9 protein-coding genes are annotated in these 13700 nt (G+C 73.1%); 5 read left to right on the forward strand and 4 right to left on the reverse strand.

Annotated features, from left to right (window positions below):
- The first annotated feature begins 246 nt into the window (after positions 1 to 246).
- The 3 genes from ABD332_RS02185 to ABD332_RS02195 are packed head-to-tail and all read left to right on the forward strand — an operon-like array spanning position 247 to position 3912.
- Positions 247 to 1707 carry an APC family permease gene (locus tag ABD332_RS02185; protein WP_344498912.1) on the forward strand — a complete coding sequence of 487 codons (1461 nt, stop codon included), beginning with the start codon at positions 247 to 249 and terminating at the stop codon, positions 1705 to 1707.
- Entirely contained in the window at positions 1700 to 2734 is a 1035-nt protein-coding gene (locus ABD332_RS02190; RefSeq protein ID WP_344498914.1) for a hypothetical protein, read from the forward strand. Before ABD332_RS02185 ends, ABD332_RS02190 begins: the two co-directional genes overlap by 8 nt.
- Positions 2731 to 3912 carry a pyridoxal-dependent decarboxylase gene (locus ABD332_RS02195; RefSeq protein WP_344498916.1) on the forward strand — a complete coding sequence of 394 codons (1182 nt, stop codon included), beginning with the start codon at positions 2731 to 2733 and terminating at the stop codon, positions 3910 to 3912. The genes ABD332_RS02190 and ABD332_RS02195 overlap by 4 nt, the downstream gene beginning before the upstream one ends.
- On the opposite strand, the gene ABD332_RS02200 is transcribed toward ABD332_RS02195, so the two are convergent.
- Together ABD332_RS02200 and ligA are read right to left on the reverse strand one after the other, a co-directional pair.
- Positions 3872 to 6481, reverse strand: coding sequence for a putative Ig domain-containing protein (locus ABD332_RS02200; RefSeq protein WP_344498918.1), 2610 nt, complete (start codon positions 6479 to 6481; stop codon positions 3872 to 3874). The two genes, ABD332_RS02195 and ABD332_RS02200, sit on opposite strands and share 41 nt — an antisense overlap.
- A 1669-nt stretch (positions 6482 to 8150) precedes the next feature.
- A complete protein-coding gene (gene ligA / locus ABD332_RS02205; RefSeq protein WP_344498920.1) occupies positions 8151 to 10292 on the reverse strand; it encodes an NAD-dependent DNA ligase LigA in 2142 nt (713 codons plus the stop codon).
- A 95-nt stretch (positions 10293 to 10387) separates the two neighbouring features.
- Here ligA and ABD332_RS02210 point away from each other — a divergent pair, with 95 nt between their 5' ends.
- Positions 10388 to 10585, forward strand: coding sequence for a VOC family protein (locus ABD332_RS02210; RefSeq protein WP_344498922.1), 198 nt, complete (start codon positions 10388 to 10390; stop codon positions 10583 to 10585).
- Between the two features lie 152 nt (positions 10586 to 10737).
- Complete coding sequence (locus tag ABD332_RS02215) at positions 10738 to 11739, forward strand: LacI family DNA-binding transcriptional regulator (protein WP_344498923.1); 1002 nt, start codon at positions 10738 to 10740, stop codon at positions 11737 to 11739.
- Between the two features lie 266 nt (positions 11740 to 12005).
- On the opposite strand, the gene ABD332_RS02220 is transcribed toward ABD332_RS02215, so the two are convergent.
- Both ABD332_RS02220 and ABD332_RS02225 read right to left on the reverse strand, forming a co-directional pair.
- Positions 12006 to 13199 (reverse strand): hypothetical protein, encoded by a 1194-nt coding sequence (locus tag ABD332_RS02220; protein ID WP_344498925.1) that lies wholly within the window; start codon positions 13197 to 13199, stop codon positions 12006 to 12008.
- Positions 13196 to 13699 carry a SigE family RNA polymerase sigma factor gene (locus ABD332_RS02225; protein WP_344498927.1) on the reverse strand — a complete coding sequence of 168 codons (504 nt, stop codon included), beginning with the start codon at positions 13697 to 13699 and terminating at the stop codon, positions 13196 to 13198. Before ABD332_RS02225 ends, ABD332_RS02220 begins: the two co-directional genes overlap by 4 nt.
- Between the last annotated feature and the right edge of the window lies 1 nt (position 13700).

Here is a 13700-nt window from a genome sequence, read left to right on the forward strand (position 1 = left end):
AAATTCTCCGGCCACGTGGGGCGGCTCACACCGGTCACAGAGTGCTCCAATGCCTGTTCCCGGGGGTTCGGGACCTAACGACCCATGGGAATGCATGAGATTCGCCAGGGCGCCACCGAGTAACTTCCGCCTATACACTGCGCAGCGGTCCTGATCACGCACAGCCAACTGAAGAATCGGAGTGCGCGCCGCGATGCGTCCTTCCACTCAGTCCGCGACACCTCGTCGTCTTTTCGGCGGTGGCCGATGACCGGGTACGGGCTCACCCGCCGGCAGATGTCCGGCGGCGGCGTCTGGCTCTTCCAGATCGGCGCCAGCTCCCCGATGGCGGTCCTGGCCGGCGGTATCGTGGCCACCTACGCCTCGACCGGGATGGTCGCCACCCCGCTGACCTTCCCCCTGCTCGGCATCGCGCTCGCCCTGCTCGCCGTCGGGTACGTGTCGATGGCCCGCAACGTGCCGCACGCCGCCCCCGCCTACGCCCTGCTCGCGCACGGCTTCGGGCCGACCGCGGGCATCATCGGCGGCGCCCTCGCGCTGGTCTTCTACTCATGCATCCAGATGAGCCTGTACGGCCTGGTCGGCGCCACCCTCGCCGAGCTGCTCGGCGGCAACTGGGTCGTGTGGGCCGCGGTGCTCTGGCTCGCCGTCGCCGTCTGCGGGCTGCTGCACGTGTCGCTGTCCGCGTTCGTCGTCGGGTCGGTGCTCTGCGTCGAGCTGGTCGTCATCGCCCTGTTCGACCTGGCCGCGTTCGCCCACCCCGCCGGCGGGTCCATCAGCACCGAGCCGATCAGCTTCCCCGGCCTGTGGGCGCCCGGCATCGGTGGCGCCCTCGCGCTCGGCATCGCGGCGTTCATCGGCTTCGACACGGCCCCCGCCTACAGCGAGGAGGTCCGCACCAGCCGCAGCATCACCCGCGCCACCATCGGCGCCCTCATCTTCATGCCGCTGTTCTACGGGCTGTCGGCCTGGGCGCTCGCCGCGACCGTCGGCGCCGACCGGATCGCCGCCGTCGCCGCCGACCCCGACGCGGGCCTGCCCTTCAACGTCCTCGACGAGTGGTACGGCAGCGGCCTCAGCCTTCTCGCCACGATGCTGCTCATCACCTCGGTCTTCGTGGCGATGCTGTCCTTCCACAACGTCCTCGCCCGCTACGCCTTCGGGATGGCCCGCGAGGGCGTCCTGCCGGCGTGGCTGGCCCGCACCGGCGCCAGCGGGCAGGCCGAGGGCGCCCCGACCGGCGGCTCGGTCCTGCAGAGCGCGAGCGCGCTCGTGGTCGTCGGCGTGTTCGTCGTCCTCGGCGCCGACCCGATCACCGTGCTCTTCACCTGGCTGTCCGCGGCCGGCGCCATCGGGATCATGCTGATGCTGGTGCTCATCTCGGCCGGCAGCATCCGGTACTACCGGCGCGGCGGCGGCTCCCGCGAAGGCCTCCTGGTCAGCACCGTGCTGCCCAGCCTGGGCGTGATCGCGGGCACCGGCATCCTGCTCGTCACGCTCACGAACCTCTCCTCGCTGCTGGGGATCGCCGGCGACTCGATCCTGCAGGCCGTCATCCCCGCCGCCGTGCTCATCACCGTCCTCGTCGGGGCGGTCTGGGCGCTCATGCTGCGGTCGCGCCGGGCGCCGGTGCTCGCCGACGTCGGGCGCGGCAGACCGGACCCGCTGCGGGTCCTGGACCGCCGGCTCAAGGACCTCGATGTTTGAGACCGACCCGGCGGTGGCTCCGCCGGCCGCCTCATACGGCCCCTCCGGCTCCTCGTTCTCGTCCGGCCCTTCGTCCGGCCCCTCCGGCTCCTCGTTCTCCTCCGGCCCTTCGTCCGGCTCCTCGTCCGCGCACGGCTCCTCGTCCGCGCACGGCTCCTCGTCCGTGCACGGTTCCTCGTCCGCGCACGGCTCCTCGTCCGTGCACGGTTCCTCGTTCACGCCGGGCGGCGACTCGACGTACGACCGGGTTCCGCGGCCGCACCGCCGGTTCGCCCACGACGACGCCGACCCCGACAGCCGTCACCTGCGCGCGGTCCCGCCGGAGGGGCCGCGCGGCAGGGGCGACGGCAACCCCGAGGCCGACGTCACCGCCGCGTTCCGGGGCGAGGTCGTCTCCCGGCTGCGGCGCTTCTCCGTCCTGCACACCCGCCACGTGTGGGAACGCCGCCGCCGCGACCCGCTCAGCCCCCACGGCGTCGCCCTGTTCTACCTCGAGCGCGGCGTGCCGGTGCTGCAACAGCTGCGGACCGCGACCCGCATCTTCCTCGCCGACGACGAGGCCAACGACCTGCCGATGCTGCTGTACGGCCTGGCCCGGCACGCGCACGAGGGCTACCAGGCCGACCCCGGCTTCGACCCGCGGACGCAGATGGTCAACAAGAGCGACCCGATGTCGGCCACGGCGGTGTTCGCCGGCATCGGCGTGTGCACCCTCGACACCCCGTACGGCACCTGGGCCGACGCCCAGCGGCAGGCCGCCAACGAGTTCGACCTGCCCGGCCGGTGCTTCGCCCGCCTCATCGACGGCACCCGGCTGCTGCTTGACCGCGGCGGCCGCAAGCAGTTCAACGGGCTCACCGTCGAGAGCTCCGTCGACGACACCAACACGCACTACGGCGTGCCGAGCATGCAGTGGCGCTGGAACCCGGCGCTCTCCGAGATCGATCCGCACGATCCCACGTACCACGTGTGGCGCTGGATGAGCGAACTCGGGCGGATCGTCGACGTCGGGTCGCAGCCGAGGTGAGCGGCCTCCCGGACCCGACCATCGGCGGGCGACTCGACCAGCTGTACGCCGACCTGACCCGGCACTCCGACTACGACCTCGGCTTCCCCGGCGCCATCGACCTGCCCGACATGACCGCCGTGACGCGCTTCGAGCGGGTCCTGCTGAACAACGTCGGGCACCCGTACGCCGCCGGCGGCTCGTACCGGCTGCACACGAAGGTCGTCGAGCACGAGGTCGTCCAGTTCGTCGCCGACCTCGTCGACGCACCGCTGGACAACCGCCACGGGTACGTGACGACCGGCAGCACCGAGAGCAACCTCTGGGCCCTGTGGCAGGCCCGCCAGCACCTCCCGGGCGCGGCCGTGTTCGCCTCGACCGCCGCGCACTACAGCATCGCGAAGAACGCCGAGCTGCTCGGCATGCGGCTGCACCTCGTCCCCGCCGACGACCGCGGCGAGATGCGCTACGACGACCTGCGCGCCGCCGTCGCCCGGCGCCGCCGCCCCGGTGCCGGCGCCATCGTCGTCGCCACCGTCGGCACCACCATGACCGAGGCCGTCGACGACGCCGCCCTGATCGACAAGACCCTCGCCCTCGCGGGCATCGACCCCGCGCAGCGCTGGATCCACGCCGACGCGGCCCTCGCCGGCATCCCCCTGGCGCTCTGCGACCCGCTGACCCGGCCCGGTTTCACCTTCGCCGACGGCGTGCACTCCTTCGCCGTCAGCGGCCACAAGTTCCTCGCCACGCCCTTCCCCTGCGGGATCGTGGTCGCCCTCGCCGACCGCCACACCGGACGGGGCAGCATCACCTACACCGCCGCCCCGGACAGCACCATCACCGGCTCCAGGTCCGGCCACGCGCCGTTGTGGCTCTGGTACCTCCTGCGCCACTGGGGCCTGCCGGGCCTGCGCGGGCGGGCCGCCGCCGCCCGGGACCTCGCCGGCTACACCGAGCGGCAGCTGCGCGGGATCGGCTGGCCGGCGTGGCGCGCCCAGGAGCACGCCTTCACCGTCGTCTTCCCCCGCCCGCCGCAGCCCCTCCTGGATCGCTGGCCGCTCGCCACCGACGACGGCGGCAACGCCCACGTGGTCTGCATGCCGGGCAAGACCCGCGAGCTGGTCGACCGCTTCGTCGCGGACCTCGCCCACGCCCTCAAGGGCGTCGCCGCTCTGCCGAACTCGATGGCCTGCTGACCGGGGTCACGAGCGAGGCGCCGGCCGTGATCAGGAGCAGGCCGAGCGCCGTCAGGGTCATGGTGTCGACGCCGGTCACGGGCAGCGACGCCAAGCCCGTGGTGGTGACGGCGACGGCCATGGCGCGGGCGGTGCCGTCCGGGGCGCTGCCCTGGGCGAGCATGGTGTGGCTGCCCTCGGCGAGGTCCGCCGGGATGGTCACCGGGGCGCTGAACCCGCCGCTCGCGTCGGTGGTGACGGTGGCGAGGGTCGCCGGGGTGCTGTAGATGCTGACGACCACGGTCGAGAACGGGGCGAAGCCGCTGCCGATGAACGTCAGCGTCTGCGCGGGCGCGATCGAGGTGATCGCCCCCCGGTCGGTGGTCAGCTTGAGCGGCGTCCGCGGCGGGGCCGGCGGGGCGGCCGGGGCGATCGCCGTTGCCGGCGCCGAGGCGGTGCTGACCACCGAGTCGCCGGCGGCGGAGTGGGCGACGACCGTCACCGTGTAGGACTGGCCGGCGACCGCGCCGAGCACGCAGCTGGTGGTGGTGCGCGAATCGGTGGTGCAGGTGGCCGGCCCCGGGACGGCGGACGCGGTGTACCCGGTGACGCCGGGGTCGCTCGCGGCGGTCCACTCCGCCAGCACCGAGGAGACCCGGCCCTTGGCCGTGACACCGGCCGGGGCGGGGTGGCGGACGGTGAACGAGAGCTCGCGCTCCCCGGTGCGGCCGCCGGCGTCCGTGACCCTGACGGTGACCGTCGTCGTGCCGGCGGTCGTGGCGGTGCCGCTGATCTTTCCGGTGGCGGCGTTCAGGGTCAGCCCGGCCGGCAGCGTGCCTTCGACCACCGACCACGTGTAGGGCGCGACGCCTCCCTCGGCCGCGAGCGTGGTCTCGTACGGTGCGCCGGCCACTGCCTCCGTGCCGGTGGGCTCGGCGATCGTCAGCGCCGCCTTGACCGTGAACGTGCGGGTGGCGGACGCGGTCGCCTGGTTCGCGTCGGTGACCGTCAGTGTCACCTGCCGCTCGGCCGCCGCGGCCGGCGTGCCGGTGATGACACCGGTGGCCGCGTTCAGCGTCAGTCCGCCCGGCAGCGTCCCCCCGGTCACCGCCCATGTGTAGGGTCCGGTGCCGCCGGTCGCCGTCATCATGGCGGTGTACGGCGCGCCGACGACCCCGACCGGCGGCGGTGCCACGGTCACGGCCAGGTTCGCCGGTGATGGCGGTGGCGTGGGCGGCGCGGCCTGGCTGACCGTGAACGTGTACGCCTTCGACGCGGTCGTGCCGGCCGAGTCGGTCACCTGCAGCGTGAACGACGCGGGCCCCGCCGCCGTCGGCGTGCCGCTGACCTCGCCGGTGCTGGCGTTGAGGCTCAGCCCGGCCGGCAGCGAGCCGGCGCTGACCGCCCACGTGAACGGTCCCGTCCCGCCCGTCACCGCGGGCGTGCCGGAGTACGCCGTGCCGACCGTGGGGGCCGGCAGCGAACCGGTCGTCACCGCGAGCGACTGCTCCTCGATGTAGGCGGCGGTCACGTACAGCGGCTGCGCGCCCACGGGCACCGTCGAGGTCACCGTGGCGGTGCCGGTGTCCACGACGCTGACCGTGCCGCTCATGGCGTTCGTGACGACGAGCGTGCCGCCGCCGGGCGTGAACGACAGGCCGACCGGCATGGCCCCGACCGTGATCGGCGCGCCCGCCGTGTTGGTGGTCAGGTTCACCACGCTCACCGACCCGGCGCCGGCGCACGCGACGTACGCGGTCGTGCCGCTGGCCGAGATCGCCACACCGTACGGCGTGGAGCCGACCGGTACCGTGGCCGTCACGGTGTTCGTGCTGGTGGCGATGACGGAGAGCGTCGCGGCGCCCCGGTTGCTCACCAGCACCTTCGACCCGTCCGGGGTGATGGCCACGCCGAGCGGGTTGACGCCCACCGCGATGGTGACGGCGTTGGTCGCGGTGTCGATGACGCTGACCGTGTTGTTGCCGCTGTTCGCCACGTACGCGCTGGCGCCGTCCGGCGTGACCGCGACGCCGGTCGGATCGGTGCCGACGGTGATCGTCGTCGACACCGTGAACGTGGCCGTGTCCACCACCGACACGTTGTCGCTGCCGAAGTTGGCCACGTACACCTTCGACTCGTCGGGCGTCAGCGCGATGATGCCCGGCGTGGTGCCGACGTCGACGTACGTCTTGGCCCGGGTGGCGGCGTTCACCTTGTAGAGCCGGTCGCCGTTGTACGCCGCGACGTACATCGTCTGGCCATCACCGGACGCCGCCAGCCACGCCGGCCCGTCGATCCCGGAGATCGTGCCGGTCACCGTCCCGGCCGCCACGTCCACCAGCGACAGCGTGTCGTCGACGTAGTTGCTCACCATGGCCCGCAGCACCGTCGACTCGACGCGCCCTCGCGGCACGGCGGTCTCAGCCCGCGCCGACGCGACTTTCGACCGGCCCGACGCGACCTCCGCCCGGCCCGACGCCGCTGATGCGGCTGATGCGGCTGATGCGGCTGATGCGGCTGATGCGGCGTCCACGACCACCACCGAGGTGACGCCGAGCACCACGCCGACCACCAGCAACCTGAGCCCCATCACATTCCCGCCGCGCACGAAATCCCCCACAAGTAGGACCAGCCATGCACACGCTAGTAACCCAATCCCCCTTTTTCCGGCAAATCAGTTCCATACCGACAGCGCACTCCTGTCGAGACAGCTGTCCGGAATCCAACAAGTCCGATGAATGAATCCCCATCGGAGCGCTAGGTTCGCCCTAACGGGGGTCTGATGGTCGGCGTGGCGGCAGGTGCATCCCGCAGGGACCACCGCCCTCCGCAGCACGGCAGCCGCCGCGCCGGTCATGAGAACCACCCACGCCGCCAACCTCCACGAGCCCCGCGCTCCGCCCCCACCGCATCGCCACCGCTGATGATCGAAGGCCAACCCCGGCCGTCCTGGCAGCCAGACCGCTCCGTGGATCACGCCGGCCCATCAGCGTCAAACCTGCGATCCTGGCACCCGCCCCTCGATGCCCGCGACGCTCGCGGACGAAGCCTTCCGGTGGCACCGCAGTCGCAGCGCGCAGCCGCACAATGGCCACCCAGGCTGGGACCTCAACCATCTGCCGCGTCCCGATCTGTCCAATGCCGCAGCGTTGACCAGCCTGATGATCGAAGGACGGACCTGGTCGTGCTGGTGGCCAGATCGGTCCTTGGATCATGCCGGTGCATCAGTGTCGGACCCGTGAGCGTGGTGCCCGGCTCTCGGTGACCGGCGATGCTCGCGGGCGAGGCCGGCGGTGGCTCCGGAGTCGCGGCGCGCAGCCCGCGTCGTGGCCACCGAGGCCGGTGCACCGATGGCCTGACGCGTCCCGACCTGTCCAGCGTCGCAGCGTCGGCGCGGTCGTGTCCGCGTCCGGCGACGGTGCCGTGCAGCATGATGATCGAAGGACGGGTCCGGTCGTGCTGGTGGCCAGATCGGTCCTTGGATCATGCCGGTGCGTCAGTGTCGGACCTGCGAGCGTGGTGCCCGGCTCTCGGTGTCCGGTGAGGCTTGCGGGCGAAGTCTGCAGTGGCACCGGAGTCGCCGCGCACCCCGCATGGTGGCACCCAGGCCGGTGCCCGGATCACCTGACGCATCCCGGGTATGGCAATACGGCACGACCACCGCCCTGCCACGCCCGCCTCGTCTCGTGTCGGCCTCGGGCCACGCCGGCCTTGGGTCAGGCCCGGGTTCTGGTCGTGCCGGGCTTGCTCGCGTCGGCCCTGGGTCGAGTTGGGCTCCGGTCACGCCGAGCTGTGAGGGCATCCGGGCCGCGGGCATCCGGGCTCTGGTCGCGTCGGGTTCTGGGCGTGTTGGGCCCAGATCACCTCGGGCGCCGGGTATCGGGCATGCGGGACATCGGGGGCCACCGGCCCTGTTCGCACCGGACCGCGGGCGCGCTGGGCTCTGGGGATGCCGGGGCCGGGGGACTTGAAGCTCGTACGCCACTGCGGCGAGCGCGGCCCAGCTGCTACCTCCGTGTGTGCGTGCCTCCTCAGGGTGCGACGGGAAAGGATGCGCCCGGTGGACAGGCGTACGCGGCGAGTGGCACCCCGGAGCGCGCGGTGTCCCCGTGCGCCCGACGGGCCAGATGCGCGCGGCGTCCCGGTGTGCCCGACGGCCCACATGCGCGCGACGGACCGCTGCGCTCGGCGGGCCAGGTTGTCTGGCGGGGCGCGGGCGCAGCGGCCGGCGGCCGGTGGGCGGTGGGGATGGTGGTGGGTCAGGACAGGATGGTGGTGATGGTGGGCTCGTCGCCTGAGGTGAACGCTGTGAGCAGTGCGGCGAACTGGTCCGCTGGCAGGATGCGGATGCCGAGCTGCTCGGCCTTGTCGGCCTTGGAGCCGGCGCCGTCGCCGACGACGACCAGGTCGGTGCGCTTCGAGACGGAGCCGGAGGACTTGCCGCCGAGGCGTTCGACGGCCTCGTTGCCCTCGTCGCGGGTGAGGCCGGGGACGGAGCCCGTGACGACGACGGTCATCGGGGTGCCGTCGGGGCGGCGCAGCGGTAGGGCGATGGTGGCGCCGGCCGCGGGAGAATCGGCGTCGGAGTCGTCGGTGGTGGCGGCGGGCGGTGCGGGCAGGTCGGGCTCGGTCATGTTGACGCCGTGGGCGACGAGCTTCTCGATGACCGGGGCCAGGTCGACCAGCTCGGCGGCGACGGTCACGGCGCGCTCCGGGCCGACGCCCTCGACCTGCTTCAGGTCCTCGACGGACGCGTCCAGCAGGGCCTGCATCGTGCCGAAGTGGCGGGCCAGGCGGCGGGACATGGAGCGGCCCGTCATGCGCACGCCGAGGCCCGTCAGCACGCGGGCGAGCGGCTGGCTCTTGGAGGCCTCGATGGCGGCGACGAGCTTCGTCGCGGAGACCTCGCCCATCCGGTCCAGGCCGGCGACCGTCGGGACGTCGAGGTCGTAGAGGTCCGCCGGGTCGGTGACGAGGCCCGCGGCGACGACCATGTCGATGATCTTGCCGCCGAGGCCTTCGATGTCCATGGAGTGGCGGGCGGCGTAGTACGCCAGGGACTCGTGGGCGCCGCAGACCCGGCCGCGGGTGCAGCGCCAGCGCTTCTGGGTGCGGTCGATCTCGCCGTCGCAGCGGGGGCACGTGGCCGGTGGCTCGAACGGCACCGAGTCCGCCGGGCGCTCGTCGAGCTTGGCGCCGGTGATCTCCGGGATGACGTCGCCGGCGCGGCGGACGAACACCATGTCGCCCGGGCGCACGTTGCGCCGGACGAGGTCGTCGAAGTTGTGCAGCGTGGCGAACGTGACGGTCACGCCGTCGACCTGCACCGGCTCCAGCACCGCGACCGGGGTGATCACGCCGGTCCGGCCGATCTGCACCTTGATCTCCAGCAGCCGGGTCATGCGCGTGTCGGCGGGGAACTTGAACGCCACGCCCCACCGCGGCGCCCGGCTGGACGAGCCGGCGGCGTCGCGGTCGGCGGGCAGGTCGGCCTTGATGACCGCGCCGTCGATGCCGAACCCGAGCGTGCCCCGGCTCGCGCTCAGGGCGTGCACCGCGGTGAGGATCTCGTCGATGGTCTGGCACACGGGCGTCCCGGCGACCGAGCCGCCGGTCGTGGCGACCCCCAGCCGCTCCAGCTCCGCCATCGCCTCGGAGTGCGGGCCGGCCGGCGGCTCGTCGCGGTGCACGGAATAGGCGAAGAACGACAGCGGCGCGTCATAGGTGCGGTCCTGCGCGCGCAGCGTGCCGGCGGCGGCGCTGCGCGGGTGCGCGAACGCCTGCTCGCCCGTGCCCGTGCGCATCGCATTGGCCACCTCGAAGTCGGCGTCGGTCATGAAGACCTCGCCGCGCACCTCGAGCGTCAACGGCGCGGCGAGCCGCTCCGGCAGCCCCGCCGCCGCCCGCCGGGCCTGCCCGGTGACGTCCTCGCCGGCGCGGCCGTCGCCGCGGGTCGCGACCTGCACGAGCCGGCCGTCGACATAGCGGGCGGCGATCGCCAGCCCGTCGATCTTCGGCTCGACGGTGAACCCACCGACCGGCCGCCCCACGAGCTTCTCCAGGCGGGCCGCCCACTTGTGCAGCGTGTCCTCGTCGAACACGTTGTCGAGGCTGAGCATCGGGGTGCTGTGCACGACGTCGCCGACGACCCCGCCGCCGGCGCCGACGACCTCGGTCGGGGACTCGTCGGCCTTCCAGTCCGGATGGGCCGCCTCCGTCGCCGCGACCCGGGCCAGCAGCGCGTCATACAGCGCGTCGTCCATGGCGAGGTCGGGCCCGCTGTAGTAGGCGGCGGCCGCCTCCCGGACCTCACCGACGGCGGCCCGATACTCCTCGGCGCTCGCGAACGGCTCCGCCCGCGCGGCGTCGACGACCAGCCCTGCACCAGCTTCCTGCACCACGGCATCCCCTCTCCAGATGCCAGCAGCCTAGCCACCGGGTACGACAAAAAACGGCACGACAAACGGGGCACCAACAACGGTGCTACCTTGCGCCCATGCCCGCCTACATCAAGTCGGTCACGTTCGACAGCGTGGACGCGCTGGTACTGGCCCGGTTCTGGGCCGCGGCGCTCGGCGCCGACGTCGCCGAGGAGTCCACATCGGACAAGGCGTTCGTCGAGGCGGCGGGCTGGGGCGGCCCGAACATCTGGTTCGCGCGCGTGCCGGAGGGCAACGAGTTCTGCGTCGAATAGGCAGAAAGCCCAGGGTCATCCGAACGGCCATTTCCGTCCCCGCAAGGACCCCCAGCACGCGGTATACCGGCCGGCACGGCGTACCGTGGCAGCGCTAACATCAACATGGGGGGAGGGCGATGCGTCCAACGAGCCAGGGCCGGGCAGCGGTCATGAACGACGTCGCGCGACTCGCCGGCGTGTCCCACCAGACCGTGTCCCGGGTCCTCAACCAGCACCCGAGCGTCAGCCCCGCCACGCGTGAGCGGGTGCTCGAGGCGGTCCGGCAGCTCAACTACCGCCCCAACGCGATGGCCCGGGGCCTCGCGGGGCGGCGTTCGCGGGTGATCGGCGTCGTCAGCTTCGACACGATTCTCTACGGCCCCGCCTCGACGCTGCTGGGCATCGAGCGTGCCGCCCGCGCCGCCGGCTATGGCGTCAGCATCGTCACGCTGGAGCAGGTCGACCACAGCGGCATGGTGTCCGCCCTGGAGGCCCTCGCCGACCAGTCCGTCGCCGGCGTCGTCGTCATCGCCCCGCAGACCGCGGCCGCCGCGGCGCTGCACAGCCTCCCGCTCGGCGTCGCCGCCGTGGCCGTCGAGGCGGTCGTCGGCGGCGAGATCCCCGCGATCTCCGTCGACCAGGTCACCGGCGCCCGTCTCGCCGTGCAGCACCTGCTGGGCCTCGGCCACCGCAAGGTCTGGCACCTGTCCGGCCCCCGCGACTGGCTGGAGACCCACGGCCGCATCGAGGGCTGGCGCGGCACGCTCGAGGACGCCGGCCTGCCCGCCCCGCCGCTCATGACCGGCGACTGGTCCGCCCGCTCCGGCTACCAGGCCGGCCTCGAGCTGGCCCGCCGCGACGACGTCACCGCCGTCTTCGCCGGCAACGACCAGATGGCCCTCGGCATGATGCGCGCGTTCCACGAGCACGGCATCCGCGTCCCCGACGACATCAGCATCGTCGGCTTCGACGACATCCCGGAGGCCGAGTTCCTGTCCCCGCCGCTGACCACGATCCGGCAGGACTTCGACGAGGTCGGTCGCCGCTGCATCGCCGCCCTGCTCCGCGCCATCGAGGCCGACCTCCCCGAAGGCCCCGACCGCCCCGAGCCCGACCCCCGCGTCGCCCCCACCCTCGTCCTGCGTCGCAGCACAGCCGCCCCGAAAAGCTGAAGAACAAGAACAAGGTCATGGCTCCGGTCCGCCGTGGCCGCGACCGTTGCTCCCGCAGCCAACGGTCGGGCCTTGGCGGCCCTCCCTGCACGTCCGCGTGTAGTTGCGCAGACCGCGGCGCCGGCCGGGGCGCCTCCGCGCCCCGTCCGGCCAAGGCCGCGACACGGCCTGCGGCCGTGAACACCCCGCCCGGCACGGCCGACATGATCAAGTAGCGGATCCGGTCGCCATGACGACCGGATCCGCTATGCGATCAGCGAGGCGGCTCAGCGGCAGGTCCAGGCGAACGGTTCGATGGAGCCGCCCGTGCTCTTCGTGGCCGCGCCGGCCAGGAGCCTGCCGTCGGCGCTGACGGATTCGATCTGCGCGTGGTTGTACCCGCGAGGAGCCGGCACCGGGGTCACCGTGGCGCCGGTCCAGCGCACGACGCCGTCGAAGCGGTTGACGAGGACGGTCCCGTCGGCGGTGACGCTGTTGCCGCCGGCGAAGATGTCCGGGGCGACCAGCGGCTCGACGGTGCCGGCCGACAGGTGCCAGCGGGCCGGTGGGATGTCGCCGGCGCCCGTACGGCGCCCGGTCGCGGCGTCGAAGCCGTTCATCGCCAGGAAGTTCACCGGGCCGATGACCCAGTCGCCGGCGATGCGCTGCGCGACGCCGCCGGGCCGGCCGGGCGGGGTCGGCAGGACCGTGGTGGAGAGGTCGGCGTTCCACAGCACCGGCTGCTCGCCCTGGTTGAAGTCGCCGACGATGCGCCCGTCGTCGGCGATGTCGTGGGCGGCCGAGGAACTGCCGGACGGGGTGGGCAGCAGCACCGCGACGTCGGGTGCGCTGTGCCGCCACAGGACGGCGCGGAACTTCTTGCCCGGCATGGTGGCCTCGCCGACGATGTCGCCGGCGGCGTTGATGCCCTGCGCGCTGACCGACAGGGCACCGGACGGCTTCGGCAGCAAGGCGAGCGTCCCCTGTGCGGTGGTGCGGAAGGCGGCCCCGTCGGGCGACCCGCCCTGCCTGCCGACGGCGGTGCCGGCCGAGCTCACCGCCGTGACCTGCAGCCGCTGGCCGTCGCTGAACCGCTGGACCTCCACGCCGTCGCGGTACACGACGATCAGGCCGGGATCGGGTGCCCGGTTGAACACCAGGTAGTGCCCGCTCGGGTCGGTGTGCGCGGAGCCGATGTCCTCCTCCCCGACGGGCAGGCGGGTGGCCACACAACCGGACGGGTCGGCGCTGACCGTCGGCGACGGCGTCGGCGCGGGATCCGAGGGAGTGCCCTGCGGTGCCCGTACCGCGGCCGCGACGCCGACGGAGACGATGAGGACGACGAGTGCCGCGCACACGCCGGTGACCACGCCGCGGCGCCGCCGCACCCGGGCACGCCCGGCGGCGATGACGTCGCCGACCCCGACCCGGCTGTCCGGCACGGGCTCGTCGGTCAGGATCGCGAACGGGTTGTCGTTCATGCCGCGCTCCTCGTGCGCTCGTCGAGCATGCGGCGCAGGTTGCCCAGGCCGCTGAAGGTCTGCCGTTTCACCGTGCCCTCGGAGCGGCCGAGGATCCGCGCCACCTCGGCGACCGGCAGGTCGCACAGGTAGCGCAGGACGACGACCGTGCGCTGCCCTTCCGGCAGCCGCCGCAGCGCCGCCCGCAGCACCATCCGCTGCTCGACGAGCGGGTCGTCGGCCGCGACGGGCACGTCCGGGGTGGTCGCGCGCAGCTGGACCCTCGCCCACCAGCGCCGCCGGTCGGAGAGGCAGGACCGCACGACCATGGTGTGCACGTAGGCGTCGAGGTTCTCCACGTCGCGCATCCGGGACCAGCGCTGGTAGAGGACGGTCAGGGCGTTCTGCACCGCGTCGTCGGCCTTGTGGCGGTCACCGAGCAGCTGGAATGCGAGCCGGTGCAGGCGCGGTATCCGCGCCTGCACATACAGGCTGAAGTCATGTTCGCGGTCCGCGCGCACC

The sequence above is a fragment of the Dactylosporangium maewongense genome (genome assembly GCF_039531485.1).
Taxonomy (GTDB): Bacteria; Actinomycetota; Actinomycetes; order Mycobacteriales; family Micromonosporaceae; genus Dactylosporangium; species Dactylosporangium maewongense.